This is a genomic window from Sphingobium sp. LF-16, assembly GCF_003711185.1.
GTDB classification, from domain to species: Bacteria; Pseudomonadota; Alphaproteobacteria; order Sphingomonadales; family Sphingomonadaceae; genus Sphingobium; species Sphingobium yanoikuyae_A.
This window is the reverse complement of sequence record NZ_CP029335.1, coordinates 1,900,358-1,920,482: the sequence shown is the minus strand read 5'-3', so window position 1 is coordinate 1,920,482 and position 20,125 is coordinate 1,900,358. Positions and strand designations below refer to the sequence as shown.

The 20,125-nt window shown below is 64.9% G+C and carries 20 protein-coding genes and 1 pseudogene; 10 read left to right on the top strand and 11 right to left on the bottom strand.

Features of this window, described 5'->3' with window-relative positions:
* Positions 1 to 59 precede the first annotated feature (59 nt).
* Positions 60 to 179: a CoA-transferase gene (locus DIZ22_RS09015; RefSeq protein ID WP_234415597.1), complete on the top strand. Its 120-nt coding sequence runs from the start codon at positions 60 to 62 to the stop codon at positions 177 to 179.
* Positions 180 to 257: 78 nt separating this feature from the next.
* Here DIZ22_RS09015 and DIZ22_RS09010 read toward each other — a convergent pair whose 3' ends face one another.
* The 8 genes and pseudogenes from DIZ22_RS09010 to DIZ22_RS08970 all read right to left on the bottom strand — a co-directional run bounded on the left by DIZ22_RS09010 (position 258) and on the right by DIZ22_RS08970 (position 9,644).
* Entirely contained in the window at positions 258 to 812 is a 555-nt protein-coding gene (locus DIZ22_RS09010; protein WP_053094326.1) for an Arm DNA-binding domain-containing protein, read from the bottom strand.
* Positions 813 to 968: 156 nt separating this feature from the next.
* On the bottom strand, positions 969 to 1,664 hold the full coding sequence (locus DIZ22_RS09005) for a tRNA (guanine(46)-N(7))-methyltransferase TrmB (protein ID WP_048937044.1): 696 nt from the start codon (positions 1,662 to 1,664) through the stop codon (positions 969 to 971).
* 51 nt (positions 1,665 to 1,715) lie between these two features.
* Positions 1,716 to 2,753: a hypothetical protein gene (locus tag DIZ22_RS09000; RefSeq protein WP_122928780.1), complete on the bottom strand. Its 1,038-nt coding sequence runs from the start codon at positions 2,751 to 2,753 to the stop codon at positions 1,716 to 1,718.
* 509 nt (positions 2,754 to 3,262) lie between these two features.
* On the bottom strand, positions 3,263 to 5,464 hold the full coding sequence (locus tag DIZ22_RS08990) for a DUF3141 domain-containing protein (protein ID WP_048937042.1): 2,202 nt from the start codon (positions 5,462 to 5,464) through the stop codon (positions 3,263 to 3,265).
* Positions 5,465 to 5,665: 201 nt separating this feature from the next.
* A complete protein-coding gene (gene metK / locus DIZ22_RS08985) occupies positions 5,666 to 6,865 on the bottom strand; it encodes a methionine adenosyltransferase (RefSeq protein WP_048937041.1) in 1,200 nt (399 codons plus the stop codon).
* A gap of 57 nt (positions 6,866 to 6,922) precedes the next feature.
* Positions 6,923 to 8,464 (bottom strand): apolipoprotein N-acyltransferase, encoded by a 1,542-nt coding sequence (gene lnt / locus DIZ22_RS08980; RefSeq protein ID WP_048937040.1) that lies wholly within the window; start codon positions 8,462 to 8,464, stop codon positions 6,923 to 6,925.
* 10 nt (positions 8,465 to 8,474) lie between these two features.
* Positions 8,475 to 9,111 (bottom strand): annotated as a pseudogene (locus DIZ22_RS08975) (DedA family protein).
* Between the two features lie 11 nt (positions 9,112 to 9,122).
* Positions 9,123 to 9,644 (bottom strand): GNAT family N-acetyltransferase, encoded by a 522-nt coding sequence (locus tag DIZ22_RS08970; RefSeq protein ID WP_048937038.1) that lies wholly within the window; start codon positions 9,642 to 9,644, stop codon positions 9,123 to 9,125.
* Positions 9,645 to 9,758: 114 nt separating this feature from the next.
* Between DIZ22_RS08970 and DIZ22_RS08965 the strand changes: the two genes are divergently transcribed.
* From DIZ22_RS08965 to DIZ22_RS08925, 9 genes are all read left to right on the top strand, one after another.
* Positions 9,759 to 10,001 carry a hypothetical protein gene (locus tag DIZ22_RS08965; protein WP_004212020.1) on the top strand — a complete coding sequence of 81 codons (243 nt, stop codon included), beginning with the start codon at positions 9,759 to 9,761 and terminating at the stop codon, positions 9,999 to 10,001.
* 38 nt (positions 10,002 to 10,039) lie between these two features.
* Positions 10,040 to 11,443: a DUF3857 domain-containing transglutaminase family protein gene (locus DIZ22_RS08960; protein ID WP_122928112.1), complete on the top strand. Its 1,404-nt coding sequence runs from the start codon at positions 10,040 to 10,042 to the stop codon at positions 11,441 to 11,443.
* Entirely contained in the window at positions 11,440 to 12,075 is a 636-nt protein-coding gene (locus tag DIZ22_RS08955) for a hypothetical protein (protein WP_164488870.1), read from the top strand. Before DIZ22_RS08960 ends, DIZ22_RS08955 begins: the two co-directional genes overlap by 4 nt.
* Positions 12,076 to 12,197: 122 nt before the next feature.
* The gene (locus DIZ22_RS08950; RefSeq protein WP_080993533.1) at positions 12,198 to 12,974 is read left to right on the top strand and encodes a hypothetical protein; all 777 of its coding nucleotides are present in this window, start codon (positions 12,198 to 12,200) and stop codon (positions 12,972 to 12,974) included.
* A gap of 253 nt (positions 12,975 to 13,227) precedes the next feature.
* The gene (gene hemB, locus DIZ22_RS08945; protein ID WP_048937037.1) at positions 13,228 to 14,223 is read left to right on the top strand and encodes a porphobilinogen synthase; all 996 of its coding nucleotides are present in this window, start codon (positions 13,228 to 13,230) and stop codon (positions 14,221 to 14,223) included.
* Positions 14,224 to 14,230: 7 nt separating this feature from the next.
* Positions 14,231 to 14,806, top strand: coding sequence for a gamma carbonic anhydrase family protein (locus DIZ22_RS08940; protein ID WP_048937036.1), 576 nt, complete (start codon positions 14,231 to 14,233; stop codon positions 14,804 to 14,806).
* Positions 14,807 to 14,947: 141 nt separating this feature from the next.
* Entirely contained in the window at positions 14,948 to 16,966 is a 2,019-nt protein-coding gene (locus DIZ22_RS08935; RefSeq protein WP_048937035.1) for a pilus assembly protein TadG-related protein, read from the top strand.
* Complete coding sequence (locus DIZ22_RS08930; RefSeq protein WP_037518960.1) at positions 16,963 to 17,478, top strand: TadE/TadG family type IV pilus assembly protein; 516 nt, start codon at positions 16,963 to 16,965, stop codon at positions 17,476 to 17,478. Before DIZ22_RS08935 ends, DIZ22_RS08930 begins: the two co-directional genes overlap by 4 nt.
* The gene (locus tag DIZ22_RS08925; protein WP_122928110.1) at positions 17,475 to 17,894 is read left to right on the top strand and encodes a TadE/TadG family type IV pilus assembly protein; all 420 of its coding nucleotides are present in this window, start codon (positions 17,475 to 17,477) and stop codon (positions 17,892 to 17,894) included. Before DIZ22_RS08930 ends, DIZ22_RS08925 begins: the two co-directional genes overlap by 4 nt.
* A gap of 27 nt (positions 17,895 to 17,921) precedes the next feature.
* On the opposite strand, the gene DIZ22_RS08920 is transcribed toward DIZ22_RS08925, so the two are convergent.
* The 3 genes from DIZ22_RS08920 to glk are packed head-to-tail and all read right to left on the bottom strand — an operon-like array spanning position 17,922 to position 20,093.
* The gene (locus tag DIZ22_RS08920; protein ID WP_080572830.1) at positions 17,922 to 18,443 is read right to left on the bottom strand and encodes a hypothetical protein; all 522 of its coding nucleotides are present in this window, start codon (positions 18,441 to 18,443) and stop codon (positions 17,922 to 17,924) included.
* A 55-nt stretch (positions 18,444 to 18,498) separates the two neighbouring features.
* Positions 18,499 to 19,116: a bifunctional 4-hydroxy-2-oxoglutarate aldolase/2-dehydro-3-deoxy-phosphogluconate aldolase gene (gene eda / locus DIZ22_RS08915; RefSeq protein WP_017502334.1), complete on the bottom strand. Its 618-nt coding sequence runs from the start codon at positions 19,114 to 19,116 to the stop codon at positions 18,499 to 18,501.
* On the bottom strand, positions 19,113 to 20,093 hold the full coding sequence (glk, locus tag DIZ22_RS08910) for a glucokinase (protein ID WP_048937033.1): 981 nt from the start codon (positions 20,091 to 20,093) through the stop codon (positions 19,113 to 19,115). Before glk ends, eda begins: the two co-directional genes overlap by 4 nt.
* Between the last annotated feature and the right edge of the window lie 32 nt (positions 20,094 to 20,125).

The window sequence follows — 20,125 nt, the reverse complement described above, 5'->3', positions numbered from 1 at the left end:
AATTTCTTTGGAGGATCAGATCACGCTGGATTGGAAATCACGGATCTTAGGAGACTCGGATGATCGACAAGGCGGTGGCCAGCGCCGAAGCGGCGGTGGCAGAAATTCAGGATGGCGCGTCGGTCATGATCGGCGGCTTCGGCACGGCGGGGATGCCCGTGCCGATCGCGTGCGTTTGAAGGTCGACCAGTTGGACTATCTGCTGTCATTCGACGTGCCAGCAATCGTCGTTCGTTACGATAGCTCTGATTGCTCCTTTAATTGGGAGTGACGGCCCATTTGAACATGCGGCGAAGTACGGCAAAGACATTTCGCCGATTCGCTGCCTGCGCATCTGGCATCCGATCAAACACTGAGACGACATCCGCGCGAGTGATATTGGGCAGTGGCTTGCTGCCCAATATCGGGGTGATGTGTAGCTTGGCCGACCGCTCGATCAGGTTCGCCCAGCCGGAGCCTCTGTAAGAATTCGCGAACGTGCCCACATAGGTTGAGAAGGCCAAGTCGACTGCTTCGCGGCGCCTTTGGCGGTCAACTTCTTGGGGGTCGATGCCCTGAGCGACAAATATTGAAAGCCTCTCGGCCTCTGTGCGAGCCGTGACGGGTGTCCAGGGAGATCCGTGATTGCCGATGGTGAAGCGGCGGGTTTTCGCCTCGCGGCCGCCTAAGCGGTATTGCAGCACATAGATGGCGTTACCTGCGGTCGTGACCTTTAGCCCGAAGCCCTTGAGATCAACGTCCCAGAGGAAACCGGCCGTGCCCTCGTCGCGAAACGCGTCGACGGTCCTCTTGCTGATCTTCCCAGTCGCCATACGAAACCTCCATCGCACGTCCAGCAATTACCCATATCTGACCTGCTGCTGGCAATCACCTGGCAATCACGGTCGGGCAAAAGGTAGCGTACAATGAGAAAGCGTGGCGTAGCAAATTCCGCAGAAAACTGCCATTTTTGGCCCTAAGTCGTTGGCCTATTTACGCCTGTAACGAAAGTACCAGACCTCATGGCCCAGGCGCCGGGCCTTGGCCTCGTAGCGGGTTTCGGGCCAGCCGCCTGGACGGGTCAGGAAATCCTTGGGATCGCTTGCCAACCAGTCGAATTCGGGATGGCCGTTCATCACCATCAGCGCCCAGCGCAGATAGACCGGATGATCGGTGCCGAAGCGGAACTCGCCGCCGGGCTTGAGCTTCTTCGCGATCATGTCGACCGGGCCGGGGTTCATCATCCGCCGCTTGGCATGGCGCGCCTTGGGCCAGGGATCGGGATGGAGCAGATAAACGAAGCTGAGCGATCCGTCGGGGATGCGGCTGAGAACGTCGAGCGCATCGCCCATGTGCAGGCGGACATTGCCGAGCGCACCGTCGCGAATATGGCCGAGCGCCTGGACCACGCCGTTCAGGAACGGCTCGCAGCCGATGAAGCCATGGTCGGGCAGCATGTCGGCGCGATAGGCCATATGCTCGCCGCCGCCGAAGCCGATCTCGAAATGGAGCGGGCGGTCATAGCCGAACAGGTCGGCGGCCGTGACGTCGCCTTCGGCCGGCACCGATACGGCGGGGAGCAGCGTGTCGACCAGTTCCTGCTGGCCCTTGCGAAGCTTGGGCCCGGACTGGCGGCCATAAAGGCGGTTGAGGGTGGTCGGGTCGCCCGATTTATGCGCGGTCATGGGCGGCTGACTAGCGGGGGCAGGCCGATGGAGCAAGCGGCCTGCGCCCTATCAGTTGGCAACGGCGTCCGGCGACAGGCTGATCTGGCTTTGCTTGCCATAGATGCTGGTGGTCGACAGCGGCTTTTCCGACTGGACGATCTCGATCGCCTGGACCGGCGGTGGCGCGCTGGCATAGCTGGGATATTGCAGCCATTGGTCAAGCGTGCGGACGGTGACCGTCCAGGGCGCGCTACTTTCATCCTTGCCGCCCAGCAAGGCGGTCAGCGTGTCTCGGGCGATGACCAGCATGGTGCCCGAATCGCCGAGCGGGATGGCATAGCTGCCCTCATTCGTCTCGCCCTGATAGATGGGGAGGCGGCCCTGTATTCGATCGGGGTGGACGCAATAGGCCGGGGCGCCCGGGGCTTCTCTATTCTTCGCCGCCTTTTCCCTGACGCTGCGGTCGATATTGCCCATTATCGCGCCGGCAATGACGGACGCGCGGTCCTTTGTCACCTTGTCCGCAGGCGCGCCGAAGACAAGCGGTTGGGGGCAGGGTTTGAGCGGCGGTAGCGCGCGGGGCCAGCCAATCTGGGCTATCATCCGATCCAACAGGGCATCAAGCTGGGACGCATCATGGACGGGCGAGGTGACGCGCAACTTTACCACCCATTCCCCGAGCGCGATGACGGCAACGCCGCTGCTACGGCCGATCTGGGTGATAGTGAAGCTCTGGCGCAGTCCGGCTGGCACTGAACTGCCCGGAAGGGCAAAGGCCACAGGATCGCCCAGGGCTGCGGGGCGCCCGAATTTGTCGTTGGTCGCGATCATGGTGGCCGCGACATCGAACCAGATGGCGGTGGCCGGCATGGCGGCATGATAGACATAGACATTTACATGGGTGCGACTGATCGGATCGTCATAGGCGATCGATGTATCGAGGAGCGCGCCGTTGCTCAGATCCTCGACCGCACTGCGAGCAAAACCGTCAATCTTCGACGGGAAGGCAATACCGGACGGCTTGTGTGTCCAGCTTTTGACGGTCTTTACGGCGATGGGGCTTGGCTGGGCCTGCGCGGATGGGGCAAGGGGCAGGGCTGTTGCCATCGCAAAGCCGCCAACTATCCGCAACCACATGAATATCTGCCCCCTCCCGCTATGCATGCAGGCAAGGTAGCGGGAAGGGGGCAGAGCACAAGGGCCATGGGATGCCGAACAGGGGAGAGCGGCAGGATGGCCCTTGAAGCTGGCTAGCCGTGGTGCGACCCGAAGGCTGGCCGGGAGGCAAGGCCCGACCGGTCTGTCCAGTTCGTCAGGTCACTTGCACTTGGCAAAGCGACCCTTGGCGTCCTTGCAGGGGCCCTTTTTGGGGGCCGCCTTTGGCGGACATTTGACGAACTTGCCCTTCGCATCCTTGCAGGGAGCTGCCAGTGCAGGAGCGGCACTGCCAACCAGAAATGCAAGGCTGATGAAGGCGGTAGCAAGAGGACGGGTCATGGCGTTGCCCTGGGTGGAGGGTGCCGGGCTCGACAGGGGTGCGAGCCCGACGCCCTCTCTATGCGCGGTTCCGCGGGCGCAGGCCAATGAACTTTTCGTCATGTTCCGGACAGGATGGCTCAGCCACGGTCGACATCGGCCGCAGCATTGAACAGGTCGAGCATGGCGCCCAGCCGGGCGGCCTCCTCCTGCGTCAGCCCTTCGTCCCGGTCGAACAATGCGGCAAGCTTTTGCCCGCCGGCGCGGACTGCATCGGGATCGACGCGGGCGAGCAGTTCGGGAATGCCGGCAATCGCGCCATCGGGATCATGGCGCAGCAGCTTGGCCTGCTCGCGCACCAGCGTGCGGAACAGCGGCAGGGTCATGCCCGCGGGCAGCATGTCGATATGCAGCCGGCGCGCCTCCTCGAACCGGCGGGCGTCGGTCTGTTCGCGGGTGCGCAGCACATGGAAGATCGCCCGCAACTGCGCCTCCAGCAGGCCGCCTTCCTGCAGTTCGGCGCTGAGATGGGCCATTTCCTCGGCAACGAAGGCGCGATGTTCCGGCGTGTCGCCGGGGTGATGACGGGGCGGGCGGCCGTCCTGCGGGGCGACGCCCATGGCGGCCTGAACCAGCGGCGCGCCATAGATCGTATCGAAGCTCAATGCCTGGAGCCTGTCGCGGGTATCCCGATAGGCGTCGAGCGCGCCCGCCATCATGGTCGACACCATGGTCTGGCCGGCCAGGAAGCCATTGTCGGGCGCGACCGGGCGCCGATTGTCGCGCACGACCCCGGCCCAGCCCTCGATCAGTTGCGCCATGGGATGGTCGCTCGACCAGCTGTAGGACAGGCGCATCGGGTGCCATTGCGCCAGCCAGTCGGCCAGTTGCGGGCTGGCCATCGCCTGCACCAGCGGCTGGGCGAAGCGGCGATACAGTTCCAGATTGGCTTCCGACGCACGGCGGGCGGCAACGAAGCGCCGTTCGCTGTCGAAATCCTGCTGCACGATTGCCTGGACATCGGCGATGCCGCGCCGCTGGATCGCCAGATACTGGCCGTCATCATCGACCGCGCCGGGCAGGGCGCCGTCTGGATCCTGTTGCACCGTCGCCTGATAGAGGCCGGCGGGCAGCACATCGATCAGGTCGATGGCGCTGACAAATTCGCGATGCTCCTTGCGCCCGACGCTGGCCGATACGAAAATGCCGAGATGGCCGATACTGTCATGGGTGGCATAGATGATCGTCTGGTCATGGCTGACGATCTCCGCATCGTTGCGGTAGAGGTCGGTGATCCAGCCCAGGGCCTGCGGTGGCGGCGTGATATTGTCGCCATGCGAGCAGAAGGCCAGGATCGGCGAGCGGATGTTGCGCAGGTCGATGCGGATGCCGTCCGAGGTCAGCAACTGGGCGGTGGCGAGCCGGTTACCGATGAAGAGATTGTCGACGATATACTGCATTTCGACATCGTTGAGATAGACATAGCCGCCCCAATATTTCTCGAAGCCGAGATAGCGAGGGGCTTCGGTATCGACCTTGGAATAAAGGGTGTAATCCTTTTTCCAGAGCGTGTTGGCAGGATCGAGATTTTCGAAATTCTGCACCAGCCAGGCGCCGTCGAAGCGGCCCGCGCCCATGTCGCCGGTCATCGCCGTTGCCCAACTGCCGCCCATCAGGCCGCCGCCATAGCGCATGACATTGTCGCCCGCCCAATAGGAGAGCGGGGCGCCGGCGACGATGATCGGGCCGAACAGCTCGGGCCAGACCGCGGCGGTCATCAATATCTGCCAGCCGGCCTGGCAATTGCCGATCACCACCGGCTTGCCATCGGCGGAGGGGTGGAGTTCGCCGACATGGGCGACGAAGGCGGCCTCCGCGCGCATCACATCCTCCACCGTCTGGCCCGGAACCGGATTGGGAGTGAAGCCGATGAAATAACAGGGGTGGCCTTCGCGCAGGGCGGCGCCGATCTCGCTGTCGGGCTTGAAGCCGCCAATGCCGGGGCCATGACCGGCGCGCGGATCGACGACGATGACCGGGCGCTTGGCCGGATCGACCGGCAAGCCCTCTGGCGGGGTGATGCGGACCAGGCCATAATTGACCTGGCGGGGCAGGTCGGCGCCGGACAGGATGATCTCGCCATCGAAATTCAGCACATGGGGCACGCGTTCGGCCAGATGCGCCTTATACTGGTCGCCGCGCTGGCGCTTGACGTCGGCGAACAGGACGGCGCGTTGCAGCGCGTCGACGCCATAGTCGAAGGCCTGGCCGAACCAGTCGAGCGGCGGCCAGAGCGGGATGGAAGCGGTGGATGTTGTGGGTTCGCTGGTCGTCTTGGGCATGGCTGGCCTTCCGAAACGCGTTCAGACGTCGCGGCGGACCCCCATTCCTGACCGCACTGCATCATAACCCCGAGTCATGACAATGCGATGGAAAATCGTCTTATTTCGACAGGCCGATAACAACTTGTGACGGACATGCGAAAAGGGCGCGGAAAGCATAGCTCTCCGCGCCCCTTGCTATTGGTCGTCAGACCGCAGGCCTCAGGCCAGCTTCGCCTTGAGCGCATCAACCAGGTCGGTCTTTTCCCAGGGGAAATAGTCGCCTTCGGGCGTGCGGCCGAAATGGCCGTAGGCGGCGGTTTTCTGGTAGATCGGCTTGTTGAGGCCGAGATGGGTGCGGATGCCCTTGGGGGTCAGGCGCACCAGCGTCGGCAGGACGGCTTCGATCGCCGAAGCCTCGACCGTGCCGGTGCCGTGCAGGTCGACATAGAGCGAGAGCGGCTCGGCCACGCCGATGGCGTAGCTGAGCTGGATCGTGCAGCGGCGGGCGAGGCCGGCGGCAACGATGTTCTTCGCGAGATAGCGGGTGATGTAGGCCGCCGAGCGGTCGACCTTGGTCGGATCCTTGCCGCTGAACGCGCCGCCGCCATGGGGCGAGGCGCCGCCATAGGTGTCGACGATGATCTTGCGGCCGGTGAGGCCGGCGTCGCCGTCGGGGCCGCCGATTTCGAACAGGCCGGTCGGGTTGACGTAGATGCTCTCGTCGCCCGGCAGCCAGCCTTCGGGCAGGACATCGGCCATCACGCTCTTGACGTAGGCACGCAGTTCGGCGCGGCTGTCGTCATTGTCCATGCCGGCGGCATGCTGGGTCGACACGACCAGCGCGGTCGCGCGGACCGGCTTTTCGTCGATATATTCCAGCGTCACCTGGCTCTTGGCGTCGGGTTCCAGGAAGGGAACGACCTTGCCATGGCGGTCGGCTGCCATGCGTTCCAGGATCTTGTGCGAATAATAGAGGGTGGCGGGCATGAGGTCGGGGGTTTCGTCCGACGCATAGCCGAACATGATGCCCTGGTCGCCGGCGCCTTCGTCCTTGTTGCCGCTTTCATCGACGCCCTGCGCGATGTGCGCCGACTGGCCGTGCAGATTGTTCTCGAAGCGGAAGGTCTCCCAGTGGAAGCCGTCCTGCTCATAACCGATGCGCTTCACGGTCGCGCGGACGGTCGCCTCGATCTCTTCCTTGGCGCCCGGCGCCCATTCGCCATTTTCATAGACGCCCTTGCAGCGGATTTCGCCGGCCAGGACGACGAGCTGGGTCGTGGTCAGGGTTTCGCACGCGATGCGGGCTTCGGGATCCTTGGACAGGAACAGGTCGACGATCGAGTCGGAAATCTGGTCCGCGACCTTGTCGGGGTGGCCTTCGGAAACGGATTCCGAGGTGAAGAGGAATTGGTTACGCATGAGACTCCCGTAAGGTGCTTGCGGACGAATGAACATAAAGAAAACTTTATGTGGCTATTAGCTTTTGCCTCTGCGCAAGGCAAGGGCCGTCCCGAGCAGGATCAGAAGGAAGGCAAAGGGCGCCCAGTTGCCCAGCCGCGCGAACAGGGTGGCAGGCAGCGGCGGCGGCAGGCGGCTGTCGAGATAGCCGGCGCGATGGCTGGACAGTGAATGCAGCACATGGCCGCGCGCATCGACGATGACGGACACGCCTGTGGGCGTGGCGCGGATGATCGGCAGCCCTTCCTCCAGCGCGCGCAGCCGCGCCTGGGCCAGATGCTGGACCGGCCCCCAACTGCCGAACCAGGCGTCGTTGGACGGGTTGAACAGGAAGTCCGGGCGATGGGCGCGATCGACCACCTGGCCCGAGAAGATGATCTCATAGCAGATCTGCACGCCCATCTTGAGCGCGGGGCGGCCAAGGGTGGCGGGCAGGGTCAGGCTCTGCGGGCCGGGGCCGGGCCAGAAATCGACGTCGCCCGGCACCAGCCGCGACAGGCCGATCGGCTGGAGGATGCTGCGCATCGGCAGATATTCGCCATAGGGGACGAGATGCGCCTTGTCGTAGCGGGCGGCAAGCTGGGCATCGGGGGTGACGACGAACAGGCTGTTGTTGGCGCCGGCCAGTTCGGTCGTGCCATAAGGCCCCTTGTCCTTGAAATAGACCTTGGTCGCGCCGGTCATCAGCAGATCGCCCGGCCCCATCAGGTCCGCCAGGCGCCAGCGCCATTCGGGTTCCATGTCGAGATAGGCGGGGATCGCTGCTTCGGGCCAGAAGATCAGGCGCGGAGCAGGGCGAGGCTTGCCCGACAGGGTGGCGAGGGTGCGGAAATGCGCCTGTTCCAGTTCGGCCGAATATTTCTCGTCCTGGCCGATATTGGGCTGAACCACGCGGATCAGCGGCGCGCCGGCGGGCGTCGTCGGGGCGGGCGAGAATTGGCCCCAGAGCGCGAGGGCGACGAGCGGCACGGCAATGGCGGCGGCAGGGCGATACTGGCGGCGCACGGCGAGCAGACACGCGCCGGCGGCGAGCAGCACCAGCGCGCCAAGGCCATAGGTGCCGATCAGCGTCGCGGCGATCGCGGCGCCGGTCGGCAGCAGGGTGACGCCCAGCGGGTTCCAAGCAAAGCCGGTGAAGACGGTGGCGCGCGCATATTCGCTGGCGATCCAGCAGCCGGCGAACAGCAGCAGGAAGGCTGGGCCAATGAAGGCGAAGCGGCGCCCGGCCCACCATGCGCCCAAAGTCGCGAGACCGGGATAGACGGCGAGATAGAGCGAGAGCAGGACCACCGCGCCATAGCCGAACCAGTGCGGCATCGCGTCCTGATAGGTGAAGGCGTGGGCGATCCAGTTGAGGCCCAGGGTGAAATGGCCGACCCCGAACAGCCAGCCGCGCAGGAAAGCGGCGCGGCGGTCAGGCGTGCGCTCGATCAGCAGGATGAGCAGCGCAAAGCAGGCGATGGTGACCGGCCAGAGTTTCAGCGGCTCGAAACCGGTCGCCGAGAGGAAGCCGGCGAGCAGGGCTGCAAGCCGGGGATGGCGCGCGAGCAGGGCGTTCATTTGCGGCGGATCAGGAGATGGTGGCCATGGTGGCGTTGGAGCAGCGATCGCTCTTCTGCCCGCCGCCCGACAGCATCGATGCCGCGACGAAACCGCCGACCACCAGCACCAGGAACAGCGCCGACAGCGGTGCCAGATATTTCTCGATGAACGCCTTGATCGGGCGGCCGAATTTCCAGAACAGGAAGCCGACGATCATGAACTGGAAGGCGCGGGACAGGATGCTGGCCCACAGGAAGGTGAAGAGCGACAGGCCGATGAAGCCGGCGGTGATGGTGATCAGCTTGAACGGGATCGGGGGTCGCGCCCTTGATCAGGATGATCTCCGCGCCATAGTCGCGCAGATAGCAGGCCGCGACCGGGAATTTCGCCGACAGGCCAAGCAGATGCAGGATCTGTGCGCCGACCGCCTGATAGAGGAAGTGACCGATGCCATAGCCGAGCAGGCCACCCAGCACCGAGGCGATGGTGCAGATGAGGCCATAGCGGATCGCCTTTTCCGGCCGCGCCAGGCACATCAGGCCCAGCAGCGGATGCGGCGGGATCGGAAAGAAGCTGGATTCCATGAAACTGAAGGCAAAAAGCCAACGTTCGGCGTGCGGGTGAGCGGCCTTGGCCAGCATCCACTGATAGAGCTTGGTGAGCATCGCGAGCGGGCCTAGCTCAGTTGCACGGGAGCCGCCAGCGCTTTTGCCAGGACGACCATTTCGAGCGGCGGATCGAGCGGCACGGGGAAGGGGCGCTTCTCGTCGGTCAGCACATAGCCGCGCCGCTGATAATAGGCAATCAGCTCGGGCCGCCGGTCGATCACCGTCATCTCGATCATGGTCGCGCCGAAATCGCGGGCGGCCTGGTCCTCTGCCGCAGCGATCATGCGGCGGCCAAGCCCGGCGGCCTGAAGCTGCGGATCGATGCAGAGCAGGCCGAGATAGGCGACATCTTCGTCACGCTTGCTGATATGGACGCAGCCGATCGGCATGCCCTTATCGTCGATCGCGACCAGCAATCGGTCGGTCGGGCTGGCGAGAATGGCCTGCAATTCTTCGATATCGGTGCGGGCATCGGTCAGCAGGTCGGATTCGAAGGTCCAGCCGGCCCGCGCCTCGTCGCCGCGATAGGCGTGCTCGATCACGCGGTGGAGCAGGGGCAGGTCGGCGGGGGCGGCAAGGCAGATATCCATGGCCCCGCCTTTAGCGGGGCGGCGATGGCTGCAAAAGTCCCGATCATAGGGATGCGGCGATGCTTGATCGGGACGCTGCGGCCGCGATAGGATCGGAACAAACAGGAGAGCGCGATGCAGGATATGGGCGAGGGCAGTTGCCCCTTCAGCTTCAACATGGACCCGGCCAGTTTCAAGGTCGGCGATTCGGTCAGCTATCGCGTGACCGGCAGTCTGGAAGGCTTTCCCTTCGCCGGGGTGCTGCTAGAAGTGCATGACGATCATGTGGTGCTGACGTCCGATGTCGACGACAAGGCCAGCCGGATGCGCGCCACGCGCGAGAGCCGGCCGGTGGTGCGCGAAGAGGATGTCTGCTGACGATTTTTCAGGGGGCGTTGCTGGTGATTGCAAGGGGGATGTTGGCGTTGGCGCTGGTGAGCGCTGCGCCGGCGATGGCGGCTGAAAAGAATGTCCGATATGCCAAGCCGGGAAATTGGGTGTTGCCACCGCCCGCGCCCACGTCGGGGGCAACGCCGTCCGGGGCGGCGGTGCGTGTCGTTTATTCCGACATCCAGACCCGCGCCAGCGAGCAGGGAGACGAGGTCTATACGAGTTGGCGGATGAAGCTGTTGACCGCCGACGCCCTGGCGGTTGGCAATATCTCCGCGACATGGAATCCGGCGGCGGGTGGCGCAACGGTGCATCATCTGAACATCATCCGCGACGGCAAGGTCATCAATGTCCTGTCGGGCACGCGCTTTGCCGTGGTGCAGCGCGAAGCCAATCTGGAATCCGCTGCGCTCGACGGGCAATTGACCGCGACCCTGCAGGTGCCGGGATTGCAGGTCGGCGACGAGCTGGAATTTGCAGCGACGGTGCGCAGCAAGGATCCGACGCTGGGTGACCATCATTTCGGCTTTTCCATGCTGTCGCCGCTGGGCAATCCGGGCGCCTATCGCATGCGGCTGTCCTGGCCGAGCACGGTGCCGATCCATTGGCAGGCCAGTCCCGACATGGGGCCGATCGTGCCGCAGGCAGAGGGCGACCTGACCAGTATCAGCTATGAACTGCGCGATCCCGATGCATCGCTGATGACCGAAGGCGCGCCCGCGCGCTACAATATCCGGCGCCTGATCGAATATAGCAATTTTTCCAGCTGGAAGGACATGTCGGCCCAGCTCTGGCCCCTGTTCGATCAGGCTGCCTTGATCGGCGCGGCATCCCCGCTGCGGCAGGAGATCGCCCGCATCGCTGCGCAGAGCAATGATCCAATGGGGCGGGCGCAGGCAGCGTTGCAACTGGTGCAGGACAAGCTGCGCTATGTCTATGTCGGGCTGGGCGGCGGCAATTATCGTCCGGCGACGGTGGATGAAAGCTGGAGCCGGCGGTTTGCCGATTGCAAGGCGAAGACGGTGCTGCTGATGGCGCTGCTGCGCGAACTGGGCGTGCCGGCCGAGGCCGTGCTGGTCAACAGCAATGGCGGTGACGGTTTGGATGCGCGCTTGGCCAGCCCGATGATGTTCGACCATGTGCTGGTCCGGGCACGGATCGGTGATCAATCCTATTGGCTGGACGGCACGCGTCAGGGCGATCGCGATATCGCGCGCCAGCGGCCGGTTCCCTATCGCTGGGTGCTGCCGCTTCGGCAGGAGGGGGCTGGGCTGGAGGCCGTCGCGGCAGGCGTCCGCGCCAGCCCGATCTGGTCGAATATATCGACATCGATCAGCGCGCGGGGATCGACAAGCCGGCCAAGATCGTCGCCCGCAACATATTGCGCGGCGATGAAACCTATCAACTGCGGGTGCAACTGGCGGGGATGACCGCGCAGGACGCCGACCGGGCGGTGCAGACCTATTGGCGCCAGCAGGCCGGCTGGGTCGATGTCGACAAGGTTGGCTGGCGTTATGACGAGGCCCATGCCGCGCTGGTGCTGACGCTGGAGGGAACGGGTCGGACCGAATGGAAGGGCAGTGACGAGGACGGCTGGTCCCATTATCTGTTCGGCGCGGGCTTTTATGCGCCCGACAATCGCAAGCGGCCCAGGGACCAGGACCAGGCCGCGCCCTATGCGATCAATTTTCCGCGCTTCCGCTGCTATGCCACCGTGCTGCGCCTGCCCCGGCCAACGGGGGACTGGCACTGGAATGTCGCGGGCAAGCGGCTCAATCGCACGCTTGGCGGTGTCGCCTACTGGCGCGGCATATCGCTGATCGACAATGTCGTGCGGTCGGTCCAGTCGAGCCATAGCCTGGTGCCCGAAATCAGCGCGGCCGAGGCCAATATCCTCAATGCCGCGATCCCCGGCTTCAACACCAGCATGACCCGCGTCGATCAGGATTCCAGCTTGCAGGCGGATGTCGGACGCCCGGAACCGATGCTGGCCAAGGGGGACGAGATCGACTGGCTGGACGATGCAACGCCGTGCGACGGGCCGCCGCCCGTCACGCCATAGGGGCGGTCCGTCGGCGGATGGGGGCGATATGGGCGACATTACCGATTTGTCAGCCGCCACGGCGTTGACTGTGCGGTGCCGTCTGGGCATGACGCGCAACGCATAGAGACCGGTCGGCACGCTTGATAATTTCGCATATTCCCTGGGACAAGTTGCGGCAGCGGGCCGGCGGCCTGGCATTCGCGCTGGTGCTGAACGCGATCCTGCTGCTGGCGCTGCTGACGATGGCGCCGCATATCGACCCCAAGAAGGTCGAGGATCGCAATCCGGTGAGCTTCGATATCGAGCCGGCCAAGCAGGCGAACAAGGAAAAATCCAAGGCGCAGAAGGCGGAAAAGCGCGAGCGGGATACCGCCGCGCCCAAGCAGAAGAGCGAGCCGGTGGTGACGCCGCCAAAGCCGGTCGAGACGCCGAGCGTGCAGCCGCCATCGCCTTTCCCCTTCATCACGCTCGACAGCCGCCAGATGGCGGCGGCCGACATCGGCAAGATGGAAAAGAAGACGGCGGGCGTCGGCGACAGCGGCACCGGCAATGCCAAGGCGATTGTCGGGCCGGGCGAGGGGCCGGGCGGCGTGCAACTGTTCGAGGCTGAATGGTATCGCCGGCCGACCCATGCCGAATTGTCGACCTATCTGCCCGCCAATGCGCCGGCGCAGGGCTATGGCCTGGTCGCGTGCAAGACGATCGACCATTATCATGTCGAAAATTGCCAGATGATCAGCGAATATCCGACCGGATCGGGCTTTGGTCGCGCGGTGCGCCTGGCCGCCTGGCAATTCCTGGTGCGGCCGCCCCGCGTCGATGGCAAGCCCCAGGTCGGCGCCTGGGTCCGCATCCGCATCGATTATACCCGAACGGTTATCGGTGGCAGCGCTGGCGCGGATGATGACGGGCGCTGAGGCGCGGTAGGTCGGGTATCTAGCAGAAGCGGACATTCCTCCCCGGCACGGGGAGGTGGCAGCGCGAAGCGCTGACGGAGGGGCAGGTGCCTCTTGGCGCTGCGCTATCCGGCCTGTGCCCCTCCACCACTCGCTACGCGAGCGGTCCCCCTCCCCGTGACGGGGAGGAATGTCTTGTTTCCACCCATTCCCGCCAGGGGCAGGACAATCGGTCCGGCTTGATCCCCTTTGGGCAGCGGCCTACATCCAACGCATGACTATTGCCTCCTATCCGGCGCTGCGCATGCGCCGTACCCGTGCCACCGCCTGGAGCCGGGCGATGCATGCCGAAAACCGCCTGTCGCCCAGCGATTTCATCTGGCCCCTGTTCGTGACCGAAGGGGTCGGCGTCGAGGAGCCGATCGCCGCGCTGCCCGGCGTGTCGCGCTGGTCGGTCGATCTGATGGTGGCCCGCGCGAAGGAAGCGTGCGACGCCGGCATTCCCTGTCTGGCGCTGTTCCCCAATACCCAGGCCGAACGCCGCAGCGACGATGGCGCCGAGGCGCTGAACCCCGATAACCTGATGTGCCGGGCGATCCGCGCGATCAAGGATGCGGTGCCCGATATTGGCGTGCTGACTGACGTGGCGCTAGACCCCTATACCGCCCATGGCCAGGACGGGCTGCTCGACGAGACCGGCTATGTGATCAATGACGCGACGATCGACATGCTGATCGGCCAGTCGCTCAACCAGGCGGCGGCGGGCGCCGACATCATCGCGCCCAGCGACATGATGGACGGCCGCATCGGCGCGATCCGCGAGGCGCTGGAGGAAACCGGCCACGCCAATGTCCAGATCATGGCCTATGCCGCCAAATATGCCAGCGCCTTCTATGGTCCGTTCCGTGACGCGGTGGGATCGCGCGGGTTGCTGAAGGGTGACAAGAAAAATTATCAGATGGACCCGGCCAATGGCGAGGAAGCGCTGCGCGAGGTCGCTCTGGACCTGGCCGAGGGCGCGGATAGCGTGATGGTGAAGCCGGGCCTGCCCTATCTGGATATCGTCGCGCGGGTGCGCGATCGTTTCTCCGTCCCGGTCTTCGCCTATCAGGTGTCGGGCGAATATGCGATGATCGAACATGGCGCCGCCGCCGGCTCGGGCGATCGCGACGCGCTGATCCTGGAAACGCTGATGGCGTTCAAGCGGGCGGGCTGTTCGGGCGTGCTGACCTATCATGCGCTGCACGCGGCGCGGCTGCTGAACGGTTGAGGCGCAGATGACCGATCATCCCGACGTCTCCATCATCCCGCTGAACGGCAAGACACCGCTGATCCACCCCAGCGCCTTCATCGCGCCGGGATGCCGGATCATCGGGGATGTGGAGATCGGCGCGGATGCCAGCATCTGGTATAATTGCGTGATCCGGGGCGATGTGAACCATATCCGCATCGGCGCGCGCACCAACATCCAGGACGGCACGGTTGTCCATTGCGATAGCCCCGGCGACGGCCGGCCGGGCTATCCGGCAGAGGGCTATCCCACCATCATCGGCGAGGATGTGCTGATCGGCCACATGGCGATGGTCCATGGCTGCGTGCTGGAGGACCGGGCGTTCGTCGGGCTGGGCGCGATCGTGATGAGCGGCTGCACCGTGGAGAGCGACGCGATGCTAGCGGCCGGCGCGCTGCTCTCGCCCGGCAAGAAGGTACTGCACCGGCAGCTATGGGCCGGGCGCCCGGCTAAATATATGCGCGACCTGACCGACGAGGCGATCATCACCATGCGCGAGGGCGTCGACCATTATGTCCATAATGGCAAGGCGCATAAGGGCGCGGTGCGCCAGATGGGGTAAAAAATCGACGCATTTCCGGTTTCTGACGGTCCATTGCCGCCAGCCAATTGTCCGACATTATTTTGCAAAAATTGCGTAATTTAGCAATTAATCAAGTTTTTGCGCGGAATGGCAGTCCCGACATTTCATTCGGGATTATCCATGAAATTCCGCAATTTATTTCTGAGGCATGACGGTAGTGTCAGTGTCGTTGCTGCCCTGTCGCTGATCGGCGTCATCGGCATGGCGGGTCTGGCTGTCGATCTCAATCGCGGCTATGAGCGGCGGATCGCGACCCAGCGCGTGGCCGACATGGCGGCGCTGGCCGCAGCCGTCGCCTACAAGGCGGACGGATCGCAGGCGATATTGCGCCCCACCGCGGTCGACCTGGTCACCGCTCATGGTATCACCGATGCGACCATCGACGTCGCACTGCTGGCCGACACGCCCGAAGCCGGGGCCAAGGCGGTGCGCGTCGAATTGACGACGCCGCTACCGCTCAGCCTCAGCCGCATTTTGGGCGCTGCGGCGACCATGCCGGTGAAGGTCAGCGCGATGGCGCGCCTGGCCGGCAGCGCGTCGGCCACACCCTGCATCCTGGGCCTCGCCTCGTCGGGCAATGCGGTCGAGACGCAGGGCGGCGCGACGATCAACGCGACCGACTGTTCGGTGGTCGGCGCCGGATCGGTCAACAATGGCGGGTCGGGCATCACGGCCAAGGAAATCGTCTCGGGCGCGGCCGACATCATCAACAATTATGGCACCTTGTCGGCCGATCTGCTGCGCTATGCCGGCAGCTTTTCCAATCCCAGCTGGAACGGCAATGTCCCGGCGGCTGACAAGCGGATCAACCAGTCGACCGCGATCAGCGACCCGCTCGCCAATTCGATGGATCTCGCCACCGCGCGGCAATTGCTCGGCACCTTCCGCACGCCACGGACCATCGCCAATCCGGTGACACCGGCCTGCGCCGACATATGGACGTTCGGCAATTCGCCCTCGGCCGGTGCAGCCCCCTTCCGTCAGGGCAATAGCGCCAAATTCACCGTGCCCGCCGGTAATTACTGCCTGTCGCGGATCACGATCGACGGCGGCATCACTGTCACCTTCCAGGCTGGCTCCACCGTCACCGTCGCCAATGGCGTGTCGGTTGGTGGCGGTTCGACTGTCAATTTCGGTGACAATGTCTGGCGGATCAATGGCGGCTTCAACAGTGGATCGAGCGGCGTCACCTTCGGCAATGGCGAAGTGTCGATCGGCGCCGGCACGGTCAGCTTTGCGGGCACCAACCGGATCGGCGCCGGCCCTGTCTCGATCGCCGCCAACATCACGCTGTCGGGCGGCACGTCGCTGGCGGTGGGCGCGGGCAGTCACGGCTTCAAGGGGATCAGCGTCGGCGGCGGTAGCTGGATGACGCTGGGCGATGGCGATCTGGACGTCGCCGGCCAGATCAGGATCGATGGCGATTCCACCCTGATCGCGGGCACCGGCAACTACACCCTGGCCAATGCCGGCAGCGACGCCATCACGCTGAGCGGTAGCGGCCGCTTCTTCATGGGCGACGGGCTGTTCAGCGCCAATGGCAATATCGTGACGGCCGGTGGCAGCCGCCTGGTCTTCGGCAAGACCGCCAATCACCTGATCAACGGCAATCTGTCGATCGCGGGATCGGTGCTGTTCGGCGCCGGGCGCTACACGGTGAGCGGCGGCCTGACCAACGGCACCGGTGGCACCACCTGGCCCTATACGTCGCCGATCACCAACCAGAGCTGGGGCCAGGCGCTGGAGGGCGTGTCGGTATCCGGCTATGACATGGCCGGCGTCAATGTCAGCTTCATCCTGGGCGGGACCATCAACCTGGCCGGTGGCGCCAAGACCAAGCTGATCGCCCCCACCAGCACCGTCGAAGGGGCGGCCATCGCCGACATATTGGTCGACAGCCTGACATCGCAGGCGACCAACTGGGGCGCAGGGTCGCAGAATGTCTTTTCCGGCGTCGTCCATCTACCCAATTCGGCCGTGACCATGTCGGGCGGCAACAACAGCCTGTCGGCGGGCCAGTGCTTCACCCTGATCGCCTATCGCGTCACCGCAAGCGGCGGCGCCAATGCCGGCACCGCCTGCAAGTCGATCAGCGATCTGGTCGGCGGCAGCGGCGGCGATGTGGAGCTGGTGGCATGATCGGTGGCTTGCGAAAGCTGCGTCGCTCGGAACGGGGCGTGGCCACCGTCGAGTTCGCGCTGTGGCTGACCCTGTTCTTCACGATCAGCCTGGTCGCGATCGACATTGCCCAGTTCACCATCCAGCGCGGGCGGCTGGCCGAAGCGGTCAGCGGTGCATCGCTGTCGGCCTTCAAGACACGCGACGCGGTGCAGTTCCAGTCTATCCCCGCCTATGTCCAGGCGATGGCGGCGGCGCCGGGGCAAAGCCCGATCAACGTCACCGTCGGCTGCAATGGCGGGACGGGCAATTGCACGAACAGTTCCCGCGTCTGCGCCTGCCTCAGCCAGACGGGCAGCTTCATTCCGACCAACAGTTGCGGCCAGAGCTGTGGCAGCGGCGCGAGCGCGAACAGCCGGTCGGGCTATTATCTCGACATCGTCGCGAGCTACAAGTTCAACCCGCAATTCGTCCCGGCATCGCTCGCGGAAAAGGCGGTCATCACTCAGAAGACGACGGTGCGCCTGCAATGACCCGATGGCTGAACCCTATCCGATCGAACCAGACGGGCGCGGTCGCGATCGAATTTGCGCTGTTGGCGCCTTTCTTCTTCGCCTGCCTGTTCGGCGTGATCGAACTGGGACGGCTGGCCTGGACCAAGCAGGCGCTGCGCGAGGCCGCCTACAGCGCGGCGCGCTGCCATATGGTCAATGACAGCGCATGCGGCACCACGCAGCAGCAGATCAGCTATGCCGTGGCGCGGGCCAAGGCGAACGGCATCGTCATTGCCGCGGCGAATGTCAGCATTCAGGCCAATGTGGCGTGTCGCGGTGTCGGCCAGGCCAGCATGGTCGAGATCAACAAGCCGTTCAGCTCGCCGATCAGCCAGCTCGTGCCACTGCCGACGACGGTGTCGGCGAAATCCTGCCTGCCGGGGCTGGCGGGCTGACAGATGGGCTAATGCCTGCCGCTCCGGTCAGGGCTGGGGCAGGCGGTTCTTCAGCGCGTCGATACGGTCATTCTGGCTGTCGACCATCGACAGGACACTGGCGCGCGCCGCGTCGATATCCGCGACGCCGCCCTTTTCCGATCCATCGGCAACCGCGTTGGAGCGTTCGATGAACAGGGTGTCGAGGCTGGCGAGGGCGGAGACGCTGTCGTTGCGCGCGGATTCGGCGGCGCTGATCGCGACCTGTGCGGCGACCCAGGCGTCGCTCGATACCGATGCGCGGCCGGCGCTGTTCACGGCGCGGTCGGCGCTGGCATAGGCCTTGTCGAAATTCGCGCCGCCGCTTTGCGCCTGGCTGGTGAGCTGGCTGATCTGGGCCTTCAGCTTGTCGTCGGCCGGCACGGGCAGCGGGGCGGCGGGTGCTTCGGCCATCGGTGCGCTTTCGACCGGGCGCTTGGCAAGCGAAGGATAGCTTTCATGCGCGCCGGCGCAGCCCGACAGGATCAGGGCGATGGTGGGAAGGAAGCGGCGCGTGATCATGATCTGCATCTAGGGCGGGACCGAACGGGGTGCAATGGCCCTCTGTCCGGTCCCGCGCGATAGATTAGCGGGGCAGGGCGGCAGCTTCGCGCGCCAGTGCCTCGATCTTGTCGGGATCGACCGGCCCCTTGGGCACGACCCAACTGCCGCCGACGCATTTGATGAAGGGCTGGGCCAGCCATTCGGGCGCGCTCTGGGCGGTGATGCCGCCGGTCGGGCAGAAGCGGGCGGTGTGCAGCGGCGCGGCCAGCGCCTTGAGCGCCGGAAGACCACCCGAGGTTTCGGCCGGGAAGAATTTGAAGTGGGACAGGCCCATGTCCATGCCGCGCATGATGTCGCCGGCCGTGGCGGTGCCTGGCAGGAAGGGGATGTTGGCGGCGATCGCGGCCTTGCCCAGTGGTTCGGTGAGGCCGGGGCTGACGATGAAGCGGGCGCCCGCTTCCATCGCGGCGTCGAGCTGGGCCGGGTTCAGCACCGTGCCGGCGCCGACGACCGCGCCCTCGACCTTTGCCATCTCGCGGATGACGTCAAGCGCGGCGGGGGTGCGCAGCGTGACTTCAAGCGCGGGCAGGCCGCCCTTCACCAGCGCCTGGGCAATGGGGAGCGCATCCTCGACCCGATCGACCACCAGCACCGGGATCACCGGGGCCAGTTCCATCACCTGTTCGACGGTCAAGCTCATGCATTCTTCTCCCTAAAGGCCGCGGCAGCGCCGAACAGGCCGATTTCTTCATGGATCGCGCAGCGGATCGGCACGGTCGCCATCAGGCTCTCGAACCGGCCCTTGGCCTTGAAGCGGGCGTGGAAGCCGCTCTGTTCGAGAAAATCCTTCATCCGCTGGGTGAGGCCGCCGGCCAGTACCACCGCATGGGGGCCATGCGCCAGTGCCAGATCGCCCGCGACCGAGCCATAGCAGAGGCAGAAGCGGTCGAGCGCGCGACGGGCGAACTCGTCGCTGCCGTCGAGCGCGGCCTGCCACAATTCGGGGTCTTCCATCAGCATGACCCGGTCGTGACCGATGGTGGCGAGCGCCTTGTAGATATAGTTGAGGCCCGGACCCGACACGATCCGCTCGGTCGAGACGCGCAGGAACTTGTCGCGCAGATAGTCGAGGATCTTCACCTCGATCTGATCGAGCGGGGCGAAGTCGAGATGGCCGCCCTCGGTTGCGATGACATGGGGATGGCCATCATCATAGGCGATCATCGCGACGCCAAGGCCGGTGCCGGGACCGACCACGGTGACGCCGCCGTCGCGCGGAAAGGGGCGATCCTCGCCGAACAGCAAAGGCAGGTTTTCGTCGGGCAGGCGCGAGACGGCGTGGGCCACCGCCTCGAAATCATTGACCAGGCGCACGGTGCGCAGGCCCAGATCCTCCGCCAGCGTGTCGGCGCGGATCACCCAGTTGCTGTTGGTCAGCTTGATGACTTCGCGGCCGATGGCGGTGGCGAAGGCAATCGACGCGGCGTCGGGCAGCGGGCTGTCGCTATCCTTGCTTTCGTCTTCGACGAACGCGCCCCAGCAGGCCTGGAGGCTGGGATAATCGGCGACCTTGTATTTGCGGACGGTGCCTAGTGTCGGCACGCCCTTGTCGTCCAGCGAGGCGCGGGTGAAGCGCGCATTGGTGCCGCCAATGTCAGCGGCGATGATGTCGGTCATTTGTCTCTCTCTCTCCGGACATTCGTGCCAGC

Bases quoted from the DNA above. Each gene is read 5' to 3' on its own strand.
- metK (WP_048937041.1), bottom strand. From the start codon at position 6,865: ATGCGTAACCAATTCCTCTTCACCTCGGAATCCGTTTCCGAAGGCCAC.
- DIZ22_RS08920 (WP_080572830.1), bottom strand. From the start codon at position 18,443: ATGCAGATCATGATCACGCGCCGCTTCCTTCCCACCATCGCCCTGATC.
- DIZ22_RS08925 (WP_122928110.1), top strand. From the start codon at position 17,475: ATGACCCGATGGCTGAACCCTATCCGATCGAACCAGACGGGCGCGGTC.
- DIZ22_RS09015 (WP_234415597.1), top strand. From the start codon at position 60: ATGATCGACAAGGCGGTGGCCAGCGCCGAAGCGGCGGTGGCAGAAATT.
- DIZ22_RS08960 (WP_122928112.1), top strand. From the start codon at position 10,040: ATGTTGGCGTTGGCGCTGGTGAGCGCTGCGCCGGCGATGGCGGCTGAA.
- DIZ22_RS09010 (WP_053094326.1), bottom strand. From the start codon at position 812: ATGGCGACTGGGAAGATCAGCAAGAGGACCGTCGACGCGTTTCGCGAC.
- DIZ22_RS08965 (WP_004212020.1), top strand. From the start codon at position 9,759: ATGCAGGATATGGGCGAGGGCAGTTGCCCCTTCAGCTTCAACATGGAC.
- lnt (WP_048937040.1), bottom strand. From the start codon at position 8,464: ATGAACGCCCTGCTCGCGCGCCATCCCCGGCTTGCAGCCCTGCTCGCC.
- DIZ22_RS08940 (WP_048937036.1), top strand. From the start codon at position 14,231: ATGACCGATCATCCCGACGTCTCCATCATCCCGCTGAACGGCAAGACA.
- DIZ22_RS09000 (WP_122928780.1), bottom strand. From the start codon at position 2,753: ATGGCAACAGCCCTGCCCCTTGCCCCATCCGCGCAGGCCCAGCCAAGC.
- DIZ22_RS08970 (WP_048937038.1), bottom strand. From the start codon at position 9,644: ATGGATATCTGCCTTGCCGCCCCCGCCGACCTGCCCCTGCTCCACCGC.
- DIZ22_RS09005 (WP_048937044.1), bottom strand. From the start codon at position 1,664: ATGACCGCGCATAAATCGGGCGACCCGACCACCCTCAACCGCCTTTAT.
- DIZ22_RS08990 (WP_048937042.1), bottom strand. From the start codon at position 5,464: ATGCCCAAGACGACCAGCGAACCCACAACATCCACCGCTTCCATCCCG.
- hemB (WP_048937037.1), top strand. From the start codon at position 13,228: ATGACTATTGCCTCCTATCCGGCGCTGCGCATGCGCCGTACCCGTGCC.
- glk (WP_048937033.1), bottom strand. From the start codon at position 20,093: ATGACCGACATCATCGCCGCTGACATTGGCGGCACCAATGCGCGCTTC.
- DIZ22_RS08935 (WP_048937035.1), top strand. From the start codon at position 14,948: ATGAAATTCCGCAATTTATTTCTGAGGCATGACGGTAGTGTCAGTGTC.
- DIZ22_RS08930 (WP_037518960.1), top strand. From the start codon at position 16,963: ATGATCGGTGGCTTGCGAAAGCTGCGTCGCTCGGAACGGGGCGTGGCC.
- eda (WP_017502334.1), bottom strand. From the start codon at position 19,116: ATGAGCTTGACCGTCGAACAGGTGATGGAACTGGCCCCGGTGATCCCG.
- DIZ22_RS08955 (WP_164488870.1), top strand. From the start codon at position 11,440: ATGACCGCGCAGGACGCCGACCGGGCGGTGCAGACCTATTGGCGCCAG.